This is a genomic window from Paenibacillus sp. PvR133 (genome assembly GCF_017833155.1).
Lineage (GTDB): Bacteria > Bacillota > Bacilli > Paenibacillales > Paenibacillaceae > Paenibacillus > Paenibacillus polymyxa_B.
On the sequence record NZ_JAFIBS010000001.1, the window covers coordinates 2,879,167 to 2,900,243 of the forward strand.

Here is a 21,077-nt window from a genome sequence, read left to right on the forward strand (position 1 = left end):
TCTTTCTCCTTCTTGGAACCGTGTCTCTTCATAGTTATGGACAAATTTGCGGCACCGTGTTCACTATATCATGAGAAAACAGCGAACGCCATAAGGGACTAAACCAGATTGGCAGTCTTCTAGCGGTTGAACATTACCCTGAACCCCGGTAAACTAAAGGTAACGAAAGAAAAGCCGATATGCGTCAAGGACGCTAGAAATATGAGGAGTTTTGAAACTATGAGTGTACAAGCACCAACATTGGAACGGGCGCAGGACTTGCTGCAAAAATTTTATGGCTATCCCGATTTCCGGGAGGGACAAAAGAAAATTGTGGCCAGTATGCTGGAGGGCAACGATACGTTGGGCATCATGCCGACAGGGGGCGGAAAATCGATATGCTACCAGATCCCCGCGTTGTTGCATGAGGGGCTGACCATTGTCGTGTCACCGCTCATCTCGCTGATGAAAGACCAGGTGGATGCGCTGACCACAATGGGGATTGCTGCTGCCTACATCAATAGTACGTTGAGTGGTCGAGAAGTGAATGACCGCATACGAGCTGCACGAAATGGTGACTTGAAGTTGCTGTATGTCGCACCGGAACGACTGGAACTGGACTGGTTTCGCGATGAAATGGCTCAGTTGCCAATTTCCTGCGTTGCGGTAGATGAGGCACACTGCGTATCCCAGTGGGGCCATGATTTCCGTACCAGCTATCTGGCTGTGGCTCCATTCGTGGACGGGCTGTATGAACGCCCAATCGTGGCTGCGTTTACGGCAACGGCGACACCGCAGGTCATGGATGACATCGTGCGCCTGCTTCGTCTGCGCTCACCGGAGACGTTCGTTACAGGCCTTGGACGGCCCAATTTGGCGTTCAGTGTGCTGCGCGGGGAAGACAAACGCAGCTTTTTACTGAATTATGCCCGTGAGCATGAGGGGGAATCGGGCATTATTTATGCGGCGACACGTAAGGACGTGGACGATTTGTACCAACGGCTGCGTGACGCAGGCATGGCAGCCGGGCGCTATCATGCCGGGATGACAGATCAGGAACGTGCAGATAGCCAGGAAGGGTTTTTGTACGACGATATCCGTGTCATTGTAGCAACCAATGCCTTCGGCATGGGGATAGATAAATCGAACGTACGCTATGTCATTCACTACAACATGCCTAAAAATATGGAGGCTTACGTGCAAGAGGCGGGACGCGCAGGACGTGATGGCGACCCGAGTCAATGTATTTTGCTGTTCGGACCGCAAGATATTGTGACGCAGAAGTTTCTGATTGAGCAAAATCCACAGGATGAAGACCGCAAGCGCAACGACTACCGCAAGCTCCAGCAGATGGTTGATTATTGCTACACGACTCGTTGCCTACGTACGGCACAGCTTGAGTATTTCGGAGAAGCGAAAGAGCATGAAGCTTGCGGTATATGTAGTTCATGTACAGATGAGCGGGAACTGGTTGATATGACCATAGATGCGCAAAAGATTTTTTCGTGCATTCATCGCATGCGGGAACGTTATGGGGTCTCGATGGTCGCCTCGGTCTTGAAAGGCTCGCGTAACAAAAAAGTACTGCAGTATGGTTTTGACAGCCTGCCAACCTATGGCGTGATGGGCAACCGGACGGAAAAAGAAATTGCCGAAATTATCAATGTTCTTGTTTCGGAAGGCTATCTGATGTTGTCCGAGGGACAGTATCCGGTCGTACGCTTGCAGCAGCTTGCGGCTGAAGTGCTGAAAGGCCAGCGAGAAGTCATGCAGCGTGTGGTGCGACATGCCACGGCTTTTGCAGGTGGAGCAGGTTCACGCGGACGACAGGGACGCGATGCATACCCGGCTGCAGTCAACGAAACCGTGTTCGAGCAATTGCGCCTGATTCGTCGCGATCTGGCCGCTCAGGAGCATGTACCGTCTTATATCATTTTCAATGATGCGACGCTGCGTGAGATGAGCGTAGCGAGCCCGCAATCCGAGGCAGACATGTTGCGGATCAAGGGTGTCGGCGAAGTGAAGTTCCGCAAGTACGGCAAGCCATTTCTTGATTTTTTTCAAAATCAGGGGAATATCGGGGGAACGGTAAGCGAGGACGAAATTTATGCAGACGATGTGTACGAGGATTTTGAATAGCTATACTAAGGCAAGGATAGAACAGTTCATGCAAACTATAAAAGGTTGTGACCTATGAAAGTCATTTTATCAACGTTAAATGCAAAATATATTCATACCTCGCTGGCAATTCGATGCCTCAAAGCCTACAGTGAAAAGGACTTTGATATCGAGCTGGCGGAGTACACAATTAAGGACCCGGTGATGAACATCGTATCCGATTTGTTTCAACGGGGGGCAGATGTCATCGGCTTTTCCTGTTATATTTGGAACATTGAAGAGACGATTAAAGTCATTGATGTGTTGAAAAAAATTATGCCCGAGGTCAAAATTGTTCTGGGTGGTCCGGAGGTATCCTACGATACGGATCACTGGATGAAGCGTTTGGCGAATGTGGATTTTATCGTGGTTGGTGAAGGAGAGGAAACATTCCATCAACTGCTGCAGGAGCTGGAAGGGGATCGCAAGTTCCATTTTGTATATGGACTGGCTTACCGTAAGGGAGAAGAGGTTATTCAGATGCCCGGCCGCCCGAAAGCGGACTTGAACGAGCTGCCGTCGCCCTATCGTTTTGCAGAGGATATACCGGAACTCGGGAAACGGGTTGTTTATTTTGAGACGAGCCGGGGTTGTCCGTTCAGCTGCCAGTTTTGTCTGTCCAGCATTGAGGTTGGGGTACGTTATTACGATATCGAGCGCACAAAGTCAGATATTTTGTATCTGATCGACAATGGGGCCAACCTAATCAAGTTTGTGGATCGGACGTTTAATATTAAACGCGATTATGCACTGGAAATGTTCAAATTTTTGATTGAAAATCACCGTGGCTGTGTCTTTCAGTTTGAGATTACGGCAGATATTATGCGTCCTGAGGTGTTGGATTATTTGGCGGAAAACGCGCCACCGGGCGTATTTCGATTTGAAATCGGCGTCCAATCAACGAATGATCCCACCAATGAGTTGGTTAAGCGTCGCCAGAACTTTACCAAACTTTCCCGTACTGTTACCAAGGTCAAACAAAGCGGTAAAATCGACCAGCATTTGGATTTGATCGCCGGATTGCCCTTGGAGGACTACAACACATTCCGTAAAACGTTTAATGACGTTTTTGCGCTCGGCCCGGAAGAGCTTCAACTTGGCTTCCTCAAAATGCTGCGTGGCACCGGACTGCGTATCGACGCAGACAAGTATAACTATACGTATATGGATGTTGCGCCGTATGAAATGCTGAGCAATGACGTCCTTTCCTTTGCCGATATCGTCCGGCTCAAGCGCTTGGAAGATGTATTGGAGAAATACTGGAACTCTCATCGTATGGATCATACAGTCAACTATCTGATTGAGCGTGAATTCTCGTCCGCTTTTGATTTCTTTCAGGAATTCGGAGACTACTGGGAAGGACAGGGCTGGCAAAAAATCGGACATCAGCTCGAAGACTTGTTCACGCGTCTCCAGTCCTTTCTGGAATCGCGTGGAACAAAGCGAATGGATATGGTGCTTGGACTGATGAAGCTTGATTATTTCCTGAACCATAAATACAAGCCGCGTAAAATCTGGTGGGAGCATACCTTGGAGAAGGACGATTGGTCCAGCTACATGAAAATGATTCTCCAGCACCCGGACGCGCTGTTGTCACCTGCGGTTGCAGATTTAGTGGCAGATGCGAGCAAGGAGAGTACAGGTGAGGCGAATGTAGGCAATCAACAGCCTCAGCCATACCGCGAGATTATTCCAGCCTTTGCTTCATTGAAGCTGAGTGAAAAGGAACTGCAAAAGCACGCGGTGCTGGATGTACTGCCATTTAGTCTGGATCATATCCTGAGTGGGGGAAGCCCATTGACAGCCGAAGGCCGCACGCTTCTGCTTGTAGTCTATCAGCAAAATGGACAGCAAAAACCGCTCTACTACACCATGCCGATCGGCAAAAATATCGCCGCCATTTAAATATAGACGCCAGAGGGCATCGACTTTGATAAACCAAGAGTCGGTGTCTTCTTTTGTTTTATAAAAAACAGGTGGTCACTCCAAATTTTACATTCGTGTAATCTTTTGCTTTACGATGCTTTACAAAGCAGATATATGATTACTTTATCATATATGAATATTAAATTTATTGGAGTGTGACCTTGTGAAAAAGCGTTCGATGAAAAAGAGTATCCTTGCTTTCGGTGCCATTACCGTTTTGAGTGCGCCATTGTTATCTGCTAATATCCCTAACGCTTTTGCAGCCTCATCTAGTACCAAGTCTACTACCGCACAGGTATCCAAAGGACTGAAAACCTCGTCAGCGAAAGTCGATGCTCCTAAGAATGTCATTCTCTTTATCGGCGATGGTATGGGAGAAGCAAGTCGCAACGCGATTCGCTTGGCGACGGTAGGGAAATCGGGATTACTTGAAATGGACAACATGCCTGTAACTGGCTTGGTTAGCACAAGTTCAGGGGATAATCTTGTTACGGATTCCGCCGCCGCTGCGACTGCAATTGCAACAGGTGTGAAAACGTATAACGGCGCGATCGGAATGGATTTGAATAAAAAACCAGTGACAACGATTATGGAGCTGGCTAAAAAGGCAGGCATGTCTACAGGTGTTGTGACGACAAGCCAAGTGACAGACGCAACCGGGGCCGCCTTTGGTGCGCATGTCGAAAAACGCTCCGCTCAAAGCGAGATTGCCAAGCAGTATCTGGAGAAAAGCAAGGTGGATGTTATTCTGGGCGGTGGCGAGGATTTCTGGTACCCTGCAGGAACAGTAGGCAAACATCCAGATGCTCCGGCAGAAGATCCTGAGGAAGCTAGTAAGGGAACTCAAGGAAATTTGGTGGAACAAGCGAAGAAGCTGGGTTATAGCTATGTGACAGATCAGACAGAAATGAAAGCAGCTAAAGGTTCTAAGTTGTTAGGGCTGTTCGCCAATGAAGAGATGTTTCAAGCTCACAACAAGCTGGGTAACTCTTACAACCCAACGGTTTCTTTACCGGATATGACGGCTAAAGCGATTGATGTTCTTTCCAAAAACCAAAAAGGTTTTTTCCTGATGGTAGAGGAAGAAGGAACGGATGAGATGGCGCATGACAATGAAGGTGAGTTAACGATTAAGGCTGGGCAACAACTTGATAAGGCCGTTAAAGTAGCTAAAGAGTATGCCAAAGCGCATCCAGATACATTAGTGTTGGTGACGGCAGATCATGAAACGGGCGGTTTGGCGATTGAAGGCGAAGATGCGGAGGATGAATCCGGTGAAGGCGTCTCCAAAGAGGATGGTCCTTTTACTGTAAAAGGCTCTAATGAAAAGTTTTATATCGACTGGACCACAGGAGGACATACATCTGTTGATGTGGCGTTAACCGCGATGGGCCCCGGATCTTCTCAGTTTAGCGGGAATTACCCGAATACTGCCATTCATGACAAGCTGGTTAAGCTGCTTCAATTAAAGAAGTAACGTAGGGTGAAAGCTGCCTCTTAAAAAGATTTTCCATATTGGCAATATGGTTTTTCCTGTGATAAACTAAAGCTAATAAGTATATACTAAAAAAGAGTAAGGATGCTACCAACATCCTCACTCTTTTACAACAGCCGCTTATAAGGGCGGTGGCTGTAGGGTTGGATTAGTAAAATAGACCGCTAACCTTTTCCGGAGGGCGGTCTATTTCTTTTTGTTGAAGGAAATAATCAAGATCACCAATGTTGCAAATTGAATCATCAACATTAATGTATCTTTAACCTCCACAGGCATCACCTCCTTTGCAGGAGACTAGCCGACCGCCCATCTAAGCCATTCTGTTGTTAGTTTATAGTATATCATATGGATAGTATTGCTAAAAAGGACAAAACCAAAGGTAACTTTTAAATTCGCTTATATTATGGACATGCAGAATATACTCAACCTTTACTCCTCCGTTGTTTTCTTCCCCCACACAAATTTCATTATAAAAAATATAATTGTCAGCATGATGAGAAGCAATGCCATCTGCAGGCCATAACGATGGATCAGTTCTCCTGCTGCTTGTACATGATCGCCAAAGATACGTCCGAGCAGAAAGAAGATTAGCGTCCAGATCAAGCCCGTTGAATAAGAGAAGAGGGCATAGCGCTTGAAGCTCATTTTATTGATTCCGACAATATATGGAATAATGTGACGGACGATCGGCAGCAAATAACTGATGCAAATAGTGAAGTTTCCATACTTATGTACTAATTTTTCCGAAAACGTAATGTACCTGTCCATTTTTTTCTTCCGGCGCAAACGTTCTAGAATCGGGGTACCCACGGTTCTCCCCAATACATAACCTAAGGACAAGCCTGATATAACCCCAAGATATACAATTAAAAAAGCGGGTAACGGGTGAAGTATGCCCATGCCTGTTACAGCCCCGCCAGTCATCACAATGACTTCGTCCGGGATGGGCAGACCTACAATTCCGAGCCATAGAGAAAAGAATAATGCTGCATAGCCGTATTGTTCGATGATGGAAATTAAATATTCCACGTCCATACGCATACTCCTTTCTTATGCTTTCTTTCGGCATACATACACGAATGCGGGTGGAACGTTCATAGGCACAAACTTGATTTCTTCAATATCAAACCATTCACCTAACTGCTGCTTCATCTGTTTAGAGTATTGAAAGGCGACAAACATTCCTCCATCCCTGAGTGATAGATGAATTTGTTCTACAATTTGATTTCGCATCTCTTGTGGAAAATTGAAAAATGGCAGCCCGCTAATTATGCAATCAAGCTGTTCTATTTGGGCATTTTTCATAGCAAGCTGAAGCTCACGCGAGTCGGAATAGCACAGATAATTCGGGAATCTTCTTTTTAAATTCTGCTGCATGGCCTGGTCCTTTTCAAAGAGTAAAACCTTTGGTTGAAATTTAGCAGCACAGGGGATGTATTGAGTAATTGCCCCCGTGCCAGCACCAAGCTCGGCAACAGCATCAACTTCACTCCATGGAATGGATTCTATCATATTTTTAGCTAAAAATCTGGAACTTGGTGTTACACTACCCACATATGCAGGCGAGTACAAAAATTTGAATAGGAACATAAGTCTCTCGTGAACCAAATGGCTAATACGGATCATACATCATTCTCCTACTTTCAATTTTTAGAATACGTTTATTTATTCTTTGCTAAGAGTAACAAATTATCCCTTTACTTACTCCTGTCTCGAGTAGGGTTAATCCCCCCGTCCTGCGGAGGGGATTTTCCTTGACTATGGTCTAGGAAATAAAAAAAAGGATTACGGTATTAGTGAGTCTGTATTTATTCAGTTATCATTCAGCATACCCTCAGGTTGCATTCAGATTTGCTGCCGATGAAAGGTAGGTGGGCAGCTAAAAACATTATGTACATTGAGAGGGGATCTACTTTGTCACTATCCATTAACAGGCATCTCATCACGACTTCCTATGATCAATCGAATACGGTGAAGTCAAATGAGAATGGACTAAATACCACGGGTCATACCACACACAAGAAATCTAACGATTCACTCGAATTGAGCAAGGAATTTATGGAATACACGGGAGGAATGCAGGCTCCGCTTCCTACGGAAAACTACAGTAATGATTACAAGTACGACGACCAGGATACCATTGCACTAACTACAGACCAGCAGAAAACGCTGTTGTCTGATCTGCAAAGTTATCTGATGTCTTCAAGTGCTTCCTCTGATACAGATGAACTCACCAATAGCATGAAGAATCCGTTGGCTTCGGTTAGCGACTTATTAGCCGGTGTGGATCTTTCGACGGCAACAGATGAGGAAGTATCGGAGCTATTCGATAAGATAGCAGAAACGATCCAAAATAATCGTCCTGCACCGCCGCCTGAAGGAGACCCGTCCCATCCTCAAATGGATAGCAGTGGTCTGCCTCCTATGATGCAGGCAATGGGTGGAATTATGCCTCCATTCGCATGGAATATCCAAGAGACTTCCAATCAAGAGGATAACAGCACTACATCTGAGAAAGAGCTTACAGTAGATGAAAAAAGATCCTTGCTGAGTGATTTGCAAAGCGTTCTGAGTTCCAGTCTTATATCCGGGTCAACAGCTTCGGACAAAGATCAGGAAACAGATCTGCTTTCTACATTAAAAGACGCGTGGGGAAATACAGACGAATCAAATGCCACAGATGAAGAAATATCGGCTTTATTCGATAAAATCGCTAAGACTTTTGAACAATCTATATCATCGTCGTATTAGTCATTAGAGTGCAATACCATAGCTTAGAACCGGTTAGCCCACACGTGTAAACTCATACTTTTATAAAGGGGAAATCTCGTATGAACATTTCATCCACTTCCAGCAGTTCTATATCTGTTGCAAGCACTTCGTCTTCATCCAGTACCAACGAAACAGCTAGTCTGGAAAAGCAAAAAGCTCAACTTGAAGCGGAGTACAACAAGGTACAGCAAAGTAAAGATAATAAAGATACAAAAGAAACAACAATGAAGCAGCTTCAGCAGCAAATTAAACAGATTGAAGCTCAAATTGCACAGCAAAGTTCGCAATCCAGCAGCACGTCAACTCCAAAAATGGAAAAGCCCGCTCCAAGTAACACGGAAACAACTCGTATCAACAGCGCTAACAGCAGTGATATTACGGGAGTGGGGAAATCACTGGATATTTCAATTTAATCATCCCATCTTTTTTCCTGTAGGACAGACGATGGATACAAACGATAGCAGGCTCTCCGTTTCATAGGGGCCTGCTTTTTTCGTTTACTAAATATTTTGCATGAATCCAGGGAGCGACTTTAATCAGCGATATTTAGATTAGAATAATTCTGTCCATCTAAATTGAATCATGTGACTAAACATAGAAAAGTATATACAATATATAACAGTAGGAAGATGAAAGTATTTTAACCCTATTATTTTCTATATTTAAATCAGTAAGTGCTAGTAATCATTTCAAATTGGAGGATTTATGCCATGACGCTGGAACCTCAGATGAATCGAAGTAGTAGAGATGAAGCGCGTTTAGTCAGAAACAAGTTGATTGAGTTTAATGCGAAACACGTCCCAGCAGATATTCGAACCCGATACGAAGAGATTAATCTTACGCTCAAAGATGAAGATGGTCAGGTGATCGGCGGTCTCCTAAGTGTACTATGTTGGAACTGGGTGGAGGTTGATATTTTGTGGGTAGATCAGCGCTACAGAGGAAAGGGCTACGGTTCACAACTGCTTGGTGAAATCGAACAAATTGCTAAAGATAAAGGGTGTAATTTTATACAACTTAATACCTTTACTTTTCAAGCGCCCGAATTCTATGCAAAGCATGGCTATGAAGTAGTTGGTGTCATTGACGATGCTCCAAGAGGCTTTAAACACTATTATTATAAGAAAAGTATCTACTGAGGACTCTATATATGCGCGTACAGATCAAGGAAATAAATAAAGATCATCATATCATCATTCGTAGTATTGGCAAGGAAAAAGTATACGGCTACTGGACATATTTTTGGCATGAACTGACTTCTGGATATGCGTATGTTGTTCCGTATGAACAAAGCTTGAATAAGATGATTCCCGGCTGTGTCATTTCGGTCGAGACTTCTCAATCCAGTATAGAAGGGTTCAGAAGGCTGAAGTCTACTGAAGAGACAGGGATTTTTCGACCTCAACCCAAGCTAGGCGACTACTGGATTCAAGGAACGATACATCAAGTGATGCAGGGCGAAGCAGGCGGGATAGAATGTCTGGAGATTGTAATAGGAGACACTACGTTTATTTTGGATTCTGAAGAAATGAATGGTGATGTCAACGTTAAATCGGGCGACGGTGTCGCCTTTGAAATCATAGGCCTACAGTTGTTTGACGAGGGACTGTGATCGCTCCAAGTTACCCCGCTAATCTAGTCTATGGTTAGAGTTATTGCGCTCTACAAAATAACGAGTTAAAGTATGGTGAATTCCATATTTAACCACAGTATGTCGGTGTGAAAGTTAAAAGCTAGATTATAGTGAATCGTGAATAAAGAAAGGTATGATCGGATTGACAACAGAAGTGACACACAAAATATATACCATGTGTATGATTCAAGACGGAAGTAAGGTATTGCTTATGAATAGACCAAATCGAAAGGGGTTTCCGGGTTATATTGCGCCAGGAGGAAAAGTAGAGTTTCCAGAAAGCATTGTGAATGGAGCCATTCGTGAAGTAAAGGAAGAAACAGGCTTAACCGTTACGGAAATTGTATTTAAAGGAATCGACGAATATTGTGATCCAAGTCAAGGGCTGAGATATATGGTCTTTAACTATTTGGCTACAGCCACTGAAGGTGACCTATTAAAAAATCCCCCTGAGGGAGAACTGCTGTGGGTGGATATGAAGGAGGCGCTAAATCTGCCGATGCAGGATTGGTTTAAGCGGAGATTTCCATTGTTTTTCGAGCCGGGAACGTTTGAGGTTAGTTTCGTTTGGCTAGCAGATACGGATGAAACCCTGGAAGCAACGATTAAGAGCTATGGTGTATAGAGATGACGACGACATCTGGAGAACGGCGAAGAAGAGTAGGCAAAAGGTTTTCTTACTGCTTACGCACAAGGGATGGAAGCCAAAGAAGGATTTACTGAGCGTTTCCGGGTGCATATGCTGCATCAGCAGATTCTAAACTGGGGATGTGCCAAAGCGATGAAGCGAGTCACTTGGGATAATAAGCTCTCTTTTGCAGATTGGGCGCAAAAATTTATGGATATTGAAATATAAGCAATAGCAGATGAATTGAACGTTTAAAGAGGAGGCCGTGAGTGGATGCAGACCGTCAGATTGGTAAAACCGGATCAGAGCTGGAAGGACGCTTATCTTTCATTTTATGAGGAATGGAAAAAGAGTCAGGAGCATATGGTACCTTGGGTGATCTCTGTAGAGCCGTACGATTTTGAAGGTATGCTGACGGTTTTAAGTAATCAGGAAAATGGAATCAACCTGTCTGAAGGCTGGGTCAAAAGCTCAACATACTGGCTTGTGAATGCGAATGAACAGGTCGTGGGAGCAGTGAATATCAGGCATGATCTTAACGAACACCTAATGAATGCCGGAGGTCATATCGGTTACGGTATCCGTCCTTCTGCACGAGGGAACAGGTACGCTGTTACAATGCTGGCCTTGGCGTTAGAAAAAGCAAAAGAGCTGGGGATTTCCCGAGCCCTGGTCGTATGCGACTCTGATAATATTGCCTCCAAAAAAACAATCATACAAAATGGCGGAACGCCGGACAAGGATTACATAGAGGAAGACGGAAACCGTGTAAACCGGTTTTGGATCGAACTGTGAGTGAGAAAGAAGGGAACGCGAGAAGCTCATGAAATTATGGCCTGAATATGCGCAAAACATCATTGTTGGTGTTATCTTTGAAGGGGAATGGAATTGGTATGTGACGGAAAGAGAGTATTGGTTTTTGAATACCGAGATGGAGGAACGGTTTGGTATCCCTATTTTGGATGAAACCACAGTGGGAGCATTTTTGGATCACATCTGTGAATATAAGGTGGCTACTGGGGAACTAACTTCAATGCTCCAGTTGCTTGATGGTGCTATTCAGCATCAGGATGAAGTGTTGGAGTTCTGTCCTGCTCTGTATGTTAACTTTGATGAAAAAGTTCTCTATTCGCTATTTCCTGAGCCAGCCTCGTTTGAACACTATGTCCCAGCGGGGTGGAAAGGGGAATATCAAAACTTTTTGAACGAGGTACCTTCACCTGAACAGTATTGGATGATCGAGGGAAGTAATTTTTTTGAAACATTCACTTGATAGGACGAAGGAGGAAATAAATATATGGATTCTTCCATGCATGAGTTTAAAATCATATCCAAGCACAGAATGTACGATCAATATTTGGTAAAGTTGCGGACATGCATTGTGCTTTTGGATGAACAGGTGCTATGGCGCGTAGGTGAGACGGAAACGAATAGCATTGGTGGGATCATCAACCATATCATGGTGCATGTGCGCAGAAACGCAGCCAAGCTCATAGATCCGACGATTACATACAAGCAAGGAATGGAGGATAGCTTTATACCTTCCATGCAAAACAAGGAACAACTGATGGATGAGGTAGAAGAAGCTTTTTCATCCTTCTGTGCAGCATTGGACCATACGGGGGCGATAAATATGTATGACATATACCATGTGGTGGAGCATACGGCTTATCATCTGGGGCAGATCATAGACCGAGTTCAGAGATTGGCAGATCACCGTTTTCAATTTGTACAGACAGGACTTAATGAAAAAGCATTGCATGCGATAGTGCAGCAATCCTTGCATAATCTACGAGAATAATGGAATCAGTAGCTATATAAACCTATAAAATGTAGTTCTAAGGTCACGAAAGCCTCTCTAATGGTCATGTTTTTATTTCTTAATTGATATTGATAATTATTATCACTTATAATAGAAGCAGACATATTACGTTATGATAGGGAGAGTTGCAGAGTGACAGTGTCCTTGGAATTATATGATGTAACGATCATCGGCGGTGGTCCTGCCGGTATGTATACCGCATTTTACAGTGGAATGAGAGATATGAAAACCAAGCTGATCGAAGCCAAGCATGAGCTGGGCGGACGAATGCGCATATACCCAGAGAAGATGATTTGGGATGTCGGGGGGGTTACCCCGGTTTTATGTGAAAAGCTGATTGATCAGCTGGAGCAGCAGGCGCGGACGTTCGAGCCTACCATTGTGCTGGGACAGCAGATCACTGGTTTGGATCGGCAAGAGGATGGCACGTTCCTGCTAACTTCTGCCACAGGGGAACAGCATTGGACACGCACGATCGTTCTGGCAGTAGGCTATGGTATTCTCAAAATGGCTAAGCTGGAGATTGAGGGGGCGGACCGCTATGAGGTTACGAACCTGCATTATACTGTACAAGAGCTGGAGCCATTCCGGGGCAAGCACGTCCTGATTTCCGGTGGAGGCGACTCGGCGGTGGATTGGGCAAATGAGCTAGAGTCTATTGCGGCGAGTGTGACCGTCGTACATCGTCGGGATCACTTTGGCGGACATGAGAAAAATGTAGCTCGTATGAAATCATCCTCGGTCCATGTCCTCACACCATACGCGGTGAGTCAGCTACATAGCAACAATGGAGAGACGATTGAACAGGTGACGATCAGTCATGTAGATACGGGCGAAATACAGGTGTTGAATGTCGATGCTGTCATCGTAAATCATGGACTTAAATCCGACTTCGGCCCGCTTCGGGATTGGGGACTGGATATGGGTGAGTGGCATGCCCGAGTGAGCGAAAAGCTGGAAACGAATCTGCCAGGGATTTTCGCAGCAGGCGATTTTGTCGAGTACGGAAGCAAGCTGTATCTAATTGCCGGTACGTTCACAGATGCCGCCCTTGCACTGAACAGCGCCAAGCTGTACATTGATCCAGCAGCTGACAAAGCGGCATATGTATCTTCTCATAACAGCCGATTCAAGGAAAAAAACCGCGAGCTTGGTGTCGTGGAGTAAGAATACGGAATAAGTTATATAGGATTAGAAATAGGGCAGGGAAAATGTAAAAGAACTTCCGCGACTACAATTCATGTGGTTTTGGAGGTTCTTTTTTTGTCAGGTTACTGACTTCTCGTTCTAAAGGTTGGATAGCATACACCATATAGAATAAAATGAAGAAAGCCTGTCCTTTTCGGTTTTATATAGTAGATTTTGAGTAGAGAAGATAAGGAGCGTGAAAAATGAGCTTACAAGAGGTACTTGAACGGCTAGCAATTCATCTGCCAGACGACATGGTGGAAGCTTTGCATGTACATAGCAAGGAACGAGAGGGACGGAACGTTCAGCTTCAACTCATGAATGAGCAAGAGCTTGCCGAGGGCATCAAGTGGATGGGGCAGATCGAGATATTTAAACATATCGTCCCTCTATGGACGGATGACCATTCTAATTATGTTGGCATATATGTGGAGGGGCCGTTAGCATATAAGTTGTGTTATATAAGTCACGAGGAAACGGATTTGTCACCGGCGTACAGAAATGTGGTTTCTCTGATTGCAGAGTTGGAGCAAAATCCAGCACTGGAGTGGGAACAGCTCCGTAAGGATTATCCGTCCGGCGAGGACATTAGCACAGAACAATTAGCGGAAGATATTCGCTGCATGAATGAACTAAGAGCCTTGCTAGAAAAGGATTCACCTGTGGATGATGATGTGAGATGTCAGCTTCTTTACAGCCTAATGGCGATCACGCCTATCTGCGAACTAGACTCATTGCTTCCCTATCTGGACGATGAGGATATGTATGTACAGGAACGAGCATGTGTCCTTTTGGGACATCATGGATATCAGCCAGCGACCGAATTATTAAAAGAAGTGGTGAAGCACGGAAGCCCGAATGGGAAACTGGCAGCCCGTAAGGCGCTCTCAATGATTCGCAGTAAGCAGATGGCCAAGCATTAAAAAATTAAACGAACCTACCATAGAAAGTATGGACGGGATTGAAAGGTGACATATGGAGAGACGAACGGAGCAACAGGAAGCGATTTTGGCAGATATTATTCAAAAGGCGGAGCCCTTTGTACAGCAGCAGTTGGAGCATGATCATAGTGGTCACGATTGGTTTCATATAGACCGGGTGAGAAAGCTGTCCCTTAAAATTGCTGCCAAAGAGGGCGCAGATTCGTTTATTTGTGAACTGGCAGCACTGCTGCATGATGTAGCGGATGAAAAATTAAATGATTCCAAGCAAGCGGGCCTGGATAAAGTAGAGCAGTGGCTGCTTCTGCATGTAAGTGATCCAGATGTGATCACGCACGTGATGACTATTATAGCTACGATGTCCTACAATGGTGGACAAAACCCGCCTATGGAAACGCTGGAAGGTCAAGTTGTGCAGGATGCGGATCGGTTGGATGCTCTTGGAGCAATTGGGATTGCAAGAACCTTTATGTATGCTGGCTCAAAAGGCAGTATGATGCATCACCCGGATAAAGACTTTTCACAGCATGAGTATCGTGCCGCAGGTAAAAGTGCCATATACCATTTTTACGAAAAGCTGCTCAAGCTCAAGGATTTAATGAATACCGCTTATGCTCAAGAGCTGGCGGAGGTCCGGCATCAATGGATGGAGATGTACTTGGAGCAATTTTATAGAGAATGGAATGTGGATGATAAATAAAGTGTTTCAATAAGGCTGTTTCCTCTAACCGAGCATATCGGAGGGGAAATGGCCTTTATTTTTTCATAAATGTCATATTGATATTATCGAAAATGTGTGTTATTTTATTGTTAATAACAAAATGATAATAACAAAATATTATAAACTATAAAGAAAGTGAGGAAGTGGCTATGTTTGGATTTAATTTTGTTAAATTTCAGCCCAGTGAATATGTGATGAAGGTGAAAAACGGGAAGGTGGTTCGGGAGGGTGTTGGATTATCTTTTTATTACTACGCCCCGACCACCTCGGTTGTTGTCGTGCCCGTCTCTTCCATTGATGCGCCGTTCATGTTTGAGGACATGACGAATGATTTTCAGGCGGTGACGGTGCAGGGGCAACTAACTTATCGAATTGTGGATTATCGGAGAACGACGCAGATTTTAAACTATACGTATGACTTGAAGGAACGACGCTACATTTCGGATGATCCGAGCAAGCTGGCCCAACGGGTGATTAACATCGCCAAGGTGCTTACCAAAAAGTATTTGGAGCGTGTCCCGCTCAAAGAAGCTGTTCAGTCCAGTGAACGTCTGGCCCAAAATATGACGAAGGATATTGCACAGCATACGGAAATGGAAAAGCTCGGCATTGAGGTTATGGGACTGTCGATTTTGGCGATTCTACCCAATAAGGAGACGATGAGAGCGCTGGAGGCTCAAGCGAGAGAAGAGATTCTTCGCAACGCGGATCATGCTTTGTATGAGCGTCGTAATGCATCTATTGAGCAAGAGCGGCGTGTGAAGGAAAACGAGCTGAACACTGAGATTGCAGTAGAGACGAAAAAGAAACAAATCCGCGAAACTCAACTCGATGCCGAGCGTTCTGTGAAGCAAAAGCAAAGCGAGATGAAAGAGGAGCAGCTACGATTTGACACAGCCTTGGAGGAGAAAAAACGCGAGCTGATTGAGCTGACTGTAACAAATAAAAAGGCGGAAGCCGATGCCAAGGCCTATGAGCTGACAGCAGTCATGAAATCGTTGCAGGATGTTGAGCCGAACGTACTTCAAGCTATGGCCAACATGGATATGAGCCCGGATAAGCTAATTGCGATTGCATTCCAGGAGCTTGCAGAAAATGCAGGCAAAATCGGTCAGCTGAATATTACGCCGGATCTGCTGCAAGGTCTCATGTCAGATACGGGAGCTAGCGGATCAGCAGGATCGAGAGGGTCTGGAGGAAGAACACGATGAGCAGCCGAATGACAGAGCAGAAGATCATTTTGGTGAAGCGTAAAACGCGACTGGAGGAACTGATTGTCCGATACAATACGGTGCAGCAGGCTCGCTTCTTTATGGAACGGTTGGGTGCGGATTTCAGTGATTATGTGCTGGAGGACGAAAATTACCGCAGGGCGGTGGCAACGGCAACGTCGGAGTTAACAGCCTTGGGTCGTGTTCAGATTGTGGAGCGGGAGCATGTGCCGAACTTTATTTTTGGTGAGCAGGATACAGTGGTGGTGTTGGGTCAGGATGGGCTGGTAGCCAACACGTTAAAATATTTGACCGAGCAGCCACTTATCGGTGTGAATCCAGATCCATTGCGCTGGGACGGGGTATTGCTGCCGTTTACTGTATCCGACCTGCGCTGGGTGGTGCCGGATGTGTTCGTGCACAGACGGCCAATTAAGGAGGTTACGCTGGCTAAAGCCCAATTAAATGATGGCCAATCCTTGTATGCTGTAAATGATTTGTTCATTGGGCGCAAAACTCATGTCTCCGCGAGATATGAGCTAAGGCTGGAGGATCAGGTAGAGCAACAATCATCCAGCGGCATTATCGTTTCAACCGGTTTGGGAGCGACAGGCTGGCTGACCAGTGTGCTGGCTGGAGCGGCCGGAATTGTCGGCAGTGCTACACGGCATCCAATCTCGCTGACTCCAGGCCAGCTGATGCCCGGTGTAGCCTTCACTCAGGAAGGGACATCAGACGGAATGAGTCATGATCATCGTACAACTTGGAGTTCGCCATCGCTTTATTTTACGGTGAGAGAACCATTCCCCAGTCGAACGACTGCTGCGGATCTCGTGTTTGGTCAGGTAGCAGCCGAAAAGCCGTTACGGATTGCATCGCAGATGCCGGAAAATGGAGTTATTTTCAGCGATGGAGTGGAAAGCGACTTTCTGGAGTTTAATGCTGGCATTGAGGCGGTCATTGGACCGGCGGAGAAAAAAGGGCATCTGGTCGTGTAGAGGTTTGTACAGGACGGCAATGGGTAATTATGAGTAAAGTACAACCATCAGATGAAATTAAAAAAGGAGGAATCAACATGAGCGACTACACTCAAGACGAAGCGAAAATCCGCAACAAGAAGGACGAGGACGGAGATTCCTTGATGGAGAAAACGAAGCTGGAAAATGGCGTGGATATCGAGCCTGAGGCTGATGAATGGATTGCGAAGCCCTCACCAGTGTCATACGATGATACGAACTCCTCTTCGAAGAAATAAGGCTCTTGCGTCCAAATAGAGCAGTGATGCAAAGACAGATGATCCCTAATCGGGTCATCTGTCTTCTTTACATAGGTTAATTGAATCTAGAATATACCTTCCATACTAGCTCACGGCGGCTGCTTACATCTGTTTTCAAGAAAATCGCTTTCAGATGATCCTGCACCGTGTAGGCAGTAATATGAAGTGCGTTGGCCAGCTCCTTGGTCGAAAAGCCCTGAACAATGAGTTGGACAATTTGTCTCTCTCGTTCGGACCATGAGTACACCTCGGCCATAAGCGGTAGCATGTCAGTTGCTTTAGCAGCCACAAACCATACGGCTAGCTGCTTCTGGCCCGTATGCTCCTGTCCGCCTTGCAGAAGGGTGGCTCTGATGGTTACCCATGGGGTGCCTGCGTCTGCGGAAGGGATACATAGTCGGGCTGGTGCAGTGGCAGTGGATAGCGCTCGTAGGCATACCGCCCGGACAGGAGCCGGAAGGCTGTCTTCATGGATTCCCTCCTGCTGCCGAAGCAGCTGTAGCCACTGCTCTGCTACTGTATTGGACGAGATCGGTTCTAGCTTATCGGAAAGCATTAGAACCCCTGGCTCAAGTTCATTTTCCGTAATCATGGCAGGGGCTGGAGATAAACCAACACTGGCCTGACGCAGATGGTAGGCTATGGACGGCGCTAATGCTTCAAGCAGTTGTTGCTCTTCCTCGCTGAATACAGGCTTTCCATGATGACGGAACAACGTAAGAAATCCCCAACAGCTCCCTTTGTACATAAATGGAACACGTAGCTCGTCCCCGAATCCGGCGGGTTGCAAAACATCTCTATATCGTGTGCTCCGATCCGGTTGGCCTTGTGTAGACCCATGTAGCGTCGCTACAGACTGTCCTTCTCGCACTAACTGATCATATTTCATCATATCGTCGTGCAGATATTCGTATTCCAGCAGTTTGTTATGAATGTCCTCCACACCCGACTCTGTAAATGCCCCCGTGGAAAGCAGCGTACGCGGATCTACTGAGGTGCAGCACGCCGCATCGAAAGCAATCTGAGTACGCAAGCGGTCGATTAGGGTGTGCTTGTACGTTAGGGATGAGGGTGCTTTTCCCCCCAGATCAATGATTTGCTGTCGGGCGTCCTTAAGTTGTGCAAATTGCGTGTAGTGTGCGTTCATCATTTACTCCTATCGTGAAAGCTGGAGATTCTCAAGCGCGATTATTAAATCCCACATTTATGGGATGGTGGATATTCGTATTGTATTTATAATTGAGAATGATTCTTAATAAAATCTACAATAAACGAATGGTCTGAGAAGATCAAGGCTAAATGTTTGGAGGAAAGCACATATGAGACATACCCCTATTGGAAATACGGACTCAAACCAACCTATGAGCTGGAATCATCCGAATGTGCATAAGTACGCGGATACGATTGCTTTAAAAATACCTGGATATGCTCATTTGTATGAGATGACAGACTGTCTGATAACCGCACAGCTTGAGGCACAAGCTCATACTAGAAATATAGATCCAAATATGCTAATTGTCGGTGCTGGAGGCGGTCAGGAATTGATAACGCTCGGAGGGCGCCATGGAGCATGGTCCTTTACGGCAGTTGATCCCTCTGAGCACATGCTGGATTTGGCACGTAAGCGTGTGACACATGCGGGCATCAGTTCAAAAGTATCGTTTGTTGCAGGTACGTTGGAAGAGTTATCTGGAGAACAGCCTGAAGAACAGCACGAAAAGCACGGCGAAGAGTCATGCAGAGAACCGGTCTATGACGCTGCAACCTGCCTGCTGGTGCTTCATTTTCTTCAGAGCTTGGAAAGTAAACAGGCATTGCTACACCAGATATCCGCTCGACTCAAGCCGGGTGCGCCTCTTTGTCTAGCTTCTATTAATGGGAATCCGCAGGAGCCTTCTTTTTCCATCCAAATGCAGGCGTGGAAAGGTCATATGCTGAGTCAGGGCATTTCACTGGAGGATTGGGAACGATTCGCTGCTTCCATCGGTCGTGAGTCAAACCCGGTGTCCAATGCGGCAATACAGGAACTGTTGATAGAGGCAGGCTTTACCCACATCACCCGGTATTATGGCGCTTTTTTAGTAAATGCATGGTTTGCGGTTAAAGAGGGAGAGACGACTTATGACAAAGGATAACATCATCATCATTGGCGGGTATGGCCATGTTGGAAAAATTATATGCACGGAGTTAAGTGAAATGTTTCCCGGCAAGGTATTTGCCGCAGGTCGTAGCCAGGAGCGTGCCACTGAATTTAGTAGACAATCGAATGGTAAGATAAAGCCCCTGCAGCTTAATATTCATGAGCCGGTGGACCCGTCGATATTAGAGCAAGCCAAATTGGTGATCATGTGTCTGGATCAGGACAATACGGCCTTGGTACGTGCTTGTCTTCAACATGGGGTGCATTACATGGATATTACCGCGAATGCGCACTTTTTGAGTCAGGTGGAGCAGTGTCATCAGGAGGCCCGAGCTTATCAGGCCACAGCCCTGTTAAGTGTAGGATTAGCTCCGGGACTGACCAATCTGTTGGCATTGCAAGCGACACAGCTCATGGATCAGACGGATGAGTTGAATATATCTTTGATGCTGGGCTTGGGAGATCGACACGGTCAGGCTGCCATTGAGTGGACAGTAGATCAGATTCATGCCGATTTGGAGGTTATAGAACAGGGACGCCCTGTGACTCGAAAAAGCTTTACCGACGGCATAGTGGCAGACTTTGGTGCAGGAGTGGGTCGTCATCGGGCGTATCGATTTCCTTTTTCGGATCAGCAGACACTTCCTCGTACGCTCAAAGTTCCTACGGTCAGCACACGCCTTTGCTTCGATTCGCGCTTGACCACCCGGCTTCTGGCAGGGCTTCGAACGATAGGAGTGTCAGGTCTACTCCGACAGAAAACCGTGCGTGATGCAGTGGTTCGCAGCTTTGGCAAGGTACATATAGGAGGGGATGCTGTAGCGGTCAAGGTAGATGCTCGAGGAACTCTCAATGGCAAGGAGACGAAGGTCGAATGTCGGCTGAGGGGGCACCATCAATCTGATTTAACCGCTAAGGCAACCGTCTTTGCAGCGCTCGCCCTGTACCGTTCAGAACTTCCATATGGTGTATTTCACATGGAGCAGGTTTTTTCGTGGAATCGCATACAGGCTTGGATGGGGCAGCAAGTAGCCGTAGATATTCAGGTGAACGGACAGCAAGTATAGAAGTCATATATATTATAATAAAGGACTTTCATATAATCCAAGCTTATTCAGCAATGTATTGCGGATAGGTCTTGGATTTCTTTTCCTATTGAATTACACTAGAAAGAAGTACATATTTTTG

At 45.8% G+C, this 21,077-nt stretch carries 24 protein-coding genes; 20 read left to right on the forward strand and 4 right to left on the reverse strand.

Annotation, left to right across the window (positions count from 1 at the left end):
- Positions 1-219: 219 nt before the first annotated feature.
- The 3 genes from recQ (at position 220) to JOE49_RS12645 (ending at position 5,539) form a co-directional block, all read left to right on the forward strand.
- Positions 220-2,118 carry a DNA helicase RecQ gene (gene recQ, locus JOE49_RS12635; protein WP_209941395.1) on the forward strand — a complete coding sequence of 633 codons (1,899 nt, stop codon included), beginning with the start codon at positions 220-222 and terminating at the stop codon, positions 2,116-2,118.
- A 54-nt stretch (positions 2,119-2,172) separates the two neighbouring features.
- Positions 2,173-4,041 carry a B12-binding domain-containing radical SAM protein gene (locus JOE49_RS12640; protein WP_028543002.1) on the forward strand — a complete coding sequence of 623 codons (1,869 nt, stop codon included), beginning with the start codon at positions 2,173-2,175 and terminating at the stop codon, positions 4,039-4,041.
- 184 nt (positions 4,042-4,225) lie between these two features.
- Positions 4,226-5,539, forward strand: coding sequence for an alkaline phosphatase (locus JOE49_RS12645; protein ID WP_023987703.1), 1,314 nt, complete (start codon positions 4,226-4,228; stop codon positions 5,537-5,539).
- A gap of 204 nt (positions 5,540-5,743) precedes the next feature.
- On the opposite strand, the gene JOE49_RS26905 is transcribed toward JOE49_RS12645, so the two are convergent.
- The 3 genes from JOE49_RS26905 to JOE49_RS12655 all read right to left on the reverse strand — a co-directional run bounded on the left by JOE49_RS26905 (position 5,744) and on the right by JOE49_RS12655 (position 7,183).
- Positions 5,744-5,833: a putative holin-like toxin gene (locus tag JOE49_RS26905; RefSeq protein ID WP_007429455.1), complete on the reverse strand. Its 90-nt coding sequence runs from the start codon at positions 5,831-5,833 to the stop codon at positions 5,744-5,746.
- Positions 5,834-5,986: 153 nt separating this feature from the next.
- The gene (locus JOE49_RS12650; RefSeq protein ID WP_209941397.1) at positions 5,987-6,592 is read right to left on the reverse strand and encodes a DedA family protein; all 606 of its coding nucleotides are present in this window, start codon (positions 6,590-6,592) and stop codon (positions 5,987-5,989) included.
- Between the two features lie 15 nt (positions 6,593-6,607).
- Positions 6,608-7,183 carry a class I SAM-dependent methyltransferase gene (locus JOE49_RS12655; protein ID WP_209941399.1) on the reverse strand — a complete coding sequence of 192 codons (576 nt, stop codon included), beginning with the start codon at positions 7,181-7,183 and terminating at the stop codon, positions 6,608-6,610.
- A 288-nt stretch (positions 7,184-7,471) separates the two neighbouring features.
- Here JOE49_RS12655 and JOE49_RS12660 point away from each other — a divergent pair, with 288 nt between their 5' ends.
- From JOE49_RS12660 to JOE49_RS12730, 15 genes are all read left to right on the forward strand, one after another.
- Positions 7,472-8,308: a hypothetical protein gene (locus tag JOE49_RS12660; RefSeq protein ID WP_209941401.1), complete on the forward strand. Its 837-nt coding sequence runs from the start codon at positions 7,472-7,474 to the stop codon at positions 8,306-8,308.
- A gap of 80 nt (positions 8,309-8,388) precedes the next feature.
- Entirely contained in the window at positions 8,389-8,742 is a 354-nt protein-coding gene (locus JOE49_RS12665; protein WP_069080700.1) for a FlxA-like family protein, read from the forward strand.
- A gap of 297 nt (positions 8,743-9,039) precedes the next feature.
- The gene (locus tag JOE49_RS12670) at positions 9,040-9,468 is read left to right on the forward strand and encodes a GNAT family N-acetyltransferase (RefSeq protein ID WP_075153943.1); all 429 of its coding nucleotides are present in this window, start codon (positions 9,040-9,042) and stop codon (positions 9,466-9,468) included.
- 11 nt (positions 9,469-9,479) lie between these two features.
- Positions 9,480-9,941 carry a hypothetical protein gene (locus tag JOE49_RS12675; RefSeq protein ID WP_075153944.1) on the forward strand — a complete coding sequence of 154 codons (462 nt, stop codon included), beginning with the start codon at positions 9,480-9,482 and terminating at the stop codon, positions 9,939-9,941.
- Positions 9,942-10,095: 154 nt separating this feature from the next.
- Complete coding sequence (locus JOE49_RS12680; protein ID WP_023987712.1) at positions 10,096-10,587, forward strand: 8-oxo-dGTP diphosphatase; 492 nt, start codon at positions 10,096-10,098, stop codon at positions 10,585-10,587.
- 72 nt (positions 10,588-10,659) lie between these two features.
- A complete protein-coding gene (locus JOE49_RS12685) occupies positions 10,660-10,818 on the forward strand; it encodes a hypothetical protein (RefSeq protein ID WP_226887782.1) in 159 nt (52 codons plus the stop codon).
- Between the two features lie 45 nt (positions 10,819-10,863).
- On the forward strand, positions 10,864-11,385 hold the full coding sequence (locus tag JOE49_RS12690; RefSeq protein ID WP_209941403.1) for a GNAT family N-acetyltransferase: 522 nt from the start codon (positions 10,864-10,866) through the stop codon (positions 11,383-11,385).
- Between the two features lie 28 nt (positions 11,386-11,413).
- On the forward strand, positions 11,414-11,863 hold the full coding sequence (locus tag JOE49_RS12695; RefSeq protein ID WP_209941404.1) for a hypothetical protein: 450 nt from the start codon (positions 11,414-11,416) through the stop codon (positions 11,861-11,863).
- A gap of 24 nt (positions 11,864-11,887) precedes the next feature.
- Positions 11,888-12,391: a DUF1572 family protein gene (locus tag JOE49_RS12700; protein ID WP_209941406.1), complete on the forward strand. Its 504-nt coding sequence runs from the start codon at positions 11,888-11,890 to the stop codon at positions 12,389-12,391.
- Between the two features lie 153 nt (positions 12,392-12,544).
- Entirely contained in the window at positions 12,545-13,579 is a 1,035-nt protein-coding gene (locus JOE49_RS12705; RefSeq protein ID WP_209941408.1) for an NAD(P)/FAD-dependent oxidoreductase, read from the forward strand.
- Between the two features lie 224 nt (positions 13,580-13,803).
- Positions 13,804-14,523: a HEAT repeat domain-containing protein gene (locus JOE49_RS12710; RefSeq protein WP_209941410.1), complete on the forward strand. Its 720-nt coding sequence runs from the start codon at positions 13,804-13,806 to the stop codon at positions 14,521-14,523.
- 52 nt (positions 14,524-14,575) lie between these two features.
- Positions 14,576-15,241, forward strand: a complete 666-nt coding sequence (locus JOE49_RS12715) for an HD domain-containing protein (protein ID WP_023987719.1) — start codon at positions 14,576-14,578, stop codon at positions 15,239-15,241.
- A gap of 170 nt (positions 15,242-15,411) precedes the next feature.
- Entirely contained in the window at positions 15,412-16,473 is a 1,062-nt protein-coding gene (locus JOE49_RS12720) for an SPFH domain-containing protein (protein ID WP_013309343.1), read from the forward strand.
- The gene (locus JOE49_RS12725; RefSeq protein ID WP_209941411.1) at positions 16,470-17,471 is read left to right on the forward strand and encodes an NAD(+)/NADH kinase; all 1,002 of its coding nucleotides are present in this window, start codon (positions 16,470-16,472) and stop codon (positions 17,469-17,471) included. The genes JOE49_RS12720 and JOE49_RS12725 overlap by 4 nt, the downstream gene beginning before the upstream one ends.
- A 77-nt stretch (positions 17,472-17,548) precedes the next feature.
- Positions 17,549-17,728, forward strand: coding sequence for a hypothetical protein (locus JOE49_RS12730; protein WP_023987721.1), 180 nt, complete (start codon positions 17,549-17,551; stop codon positions 17,726-17,728).
- 76 nt (positions 17,729-17,804) lie between these two features.
- Here the strand turns inward: JOE49_RS12730 and JOE49_RS12735 are convergent, their stop codons facing one another.
- Positions 17,805-18,896, reverse strand: coding sequence for a LuxR C-terminal-related transcriptional regulator (locus tag JOE49_RS12735; protein WP_209943610.1), 1,092 nt, complete (start codon positions 18,894-18,896; stop codon positions 17,805-17,807).
- Between the two features lie 172 nt (positions 18,897-19,068).
- Here JOE49_RS12735 and JOE49_RS12740 point away from each other — a divergent pair, with 172 nt between their 5' ends.
- Together JOE49_RS12740 and JOE49_RS12745 are read left to right on the forward strand one after the other, a co-directional pair.
- Positions 19,069-19,884 carry a class I SAM-dependent methyltransferase gene (locus tag JOE49_RS12740; RefSeq protein ID WP_209941412.1) on the forward strand — a complete coding sequence of 272 codons (816 nt, stop codon included), beginning with the start codon at positions 19,069-19,071 and terminating at the stop codon, positions 19,882-19,884.
- The gene (locus tag JOE49_RS12745) at positions 19,871-20,956 is read left to right on the forward strand and encodes a saccharopine dehydrogenase family protein (RefSeq protein ID WP_209941426.1); all 1,086 of its coding nucleotides are present in this window, start codon (positions 19,871-19,873) and stop codon (positions 20,954-20,956) included. The genes JOE49_RS12740 and JOE49_RS12745 overlap by 14 nt, the downstream gene beginning before the upstream one ends.
- Positions 20,957-21,077 lie beyond the last annotated feature (121 nt).

Excerpts from the sequence above, each read along its gene's own strand:
- recQ (WP_209941395.1), top strand. The coding sequence starts at position 220 with ATGAGTGTACAAGCACCAACATTGGAACGGGCGCAGGACTTGCTGCAA.
- JOE49_RS12640 (WP_028543002.1), top strand. The coding sequence starts at position 2,173 with ATGAAAGTCATTTTATCAACGTTAAATGCAAAATATATTCATACCTCG.
- JOE49_RS26905 (WP_007429455.1), bottom strand. The coding sequence starts at position 5,833 with ATGCCTGTGGAGGTTAAAGATACATTAATGTTGATGATTCAATTTGCA.
- JOE49_RS12650 (WP_209941397.1), bottom strand. The coding sequence starts at position 6,592 with ATGGACGTGGAATATTTAATTTCCATCATCGAACAATACGGCTATGCA.
- JOE49_RS12655 (WP_209941399.1), bottom strand. The coding sequence starts at position 7,183 with ATGATCCGTATTAGCCATTTGGTTCACGAGAGACTTATGTTCCTATTC.
- JOE49_RS12665 (WP_069080700.1), top strand. The coding sequence starts at position 8,389 with ATGAACATTTCATCCACTTCCAGCAGTTCTATATCTGTTGCAAGCACT.
- JOE49_RS12670 (WP_075153943.1), top strand. The coding sequence starts at position 9,040 with ATGACGCTGGAACCTCAGATGAATCGAAGTAGTAGAGATGAAGCGCGT.
- JOE49_RS12675 (WP_075153944.1), top strand. The coding sequence starts at position 9,480 with ATGCGCGTACAGATCAAGGAAATAAATAAAGATCATCATATCATCATT.
- JOE49_RS12680 (WP_023987712.1), top strand. The coding sequence starts at position 10,096 with ATGATCGGATTGACAACAGAAGTGACACACAAAATATATACCATGTGT.
- JOE49_RS12685 (WP_226887782.1), top strand. The coding sequence starts at position 10,660 with ATGGAAGCCAAAGAAGGATTTACTGAGCGTTTCCGGGTGCATATGCTG.
- JOE49_RS12690 (WP_209941403.1), top strand. The coding sequence starts at position 10,864 with ATGCAGACCGTCAGATTGGTAAAACCGGATCAGAGCTGGAAGGACGCT.
- JOE49_RS12695 (WP_209941404.1), top strand. The coding sequence starts at position 11,414 with ATGAAATTATGGCCTGAATATGCGCAAAACATCATTGTTGGTGTTATC.
- JOE49_RS12700 (WP_209941406.1), top strand. The coding sequence starts at position 11,888 with ATGGATTCTTCCATGCATGAGTTTAAAATCATATCCAAGCACAGAATG.
- JOE49_RS12710 (WP_209941410.1), top strand. The coding sequence starts at position 13,804 with ATGAGCTTACAAGAGGTACTTGAACGGCTAGCAATTCATCTGCCAGAC.
- JOE49_RS12715 (WP_023987719.1), top strand. The coding sequence starts at position 14,576 with ATGGAGAGACGAACGGAGCAACAGGAAGCGATTTTGGCAGATATTATT.
- JOE49_RS12720 (WP_013309343.1), top strand. The coding sequence starts at position 15,412 with ATGTTTGGATTTAATTTTGTTAAATTTCAGCCCAGTGAATATGTGATG.
- JOE49_RS12725 (WP_209941411.1), top strand. The coding sequence starts at position 16,470 with ATGAGCAGCCGAATGACAGAGCAGAAGATCATTTTGGTGAAGCGTAAA.
- JOE49_RS12730 (WP_023987721.1), top strand. The coding sequence starts at position 17,549 with ATGAGCGACTACACTCAAGACGAAGCGAAAATCCGCAACAAGAAGGAC.
- JOE49_RS12735 (WP_209943610.1), bottom strand. The coding sequence starts at position 18,896 with ATGAACGCACACTACACGCAATTTGCACAACTTAAGGACGCCCGACAG.
- JOE49_RS12740 (WP_209941412.1), top strand. The coding sequence starts at position 19,069 with ATGAGACATACCCCTATTGGAAATACGGACTCAAACCAACCTATGAGC.
- JOE49_RS12745 (WP_209941426.1), top strand. The coding sequence starts at position 19,871 with ATGACAAAGGATAACATCATCATCATTGGCGGGTATGGCCATGTTGGA.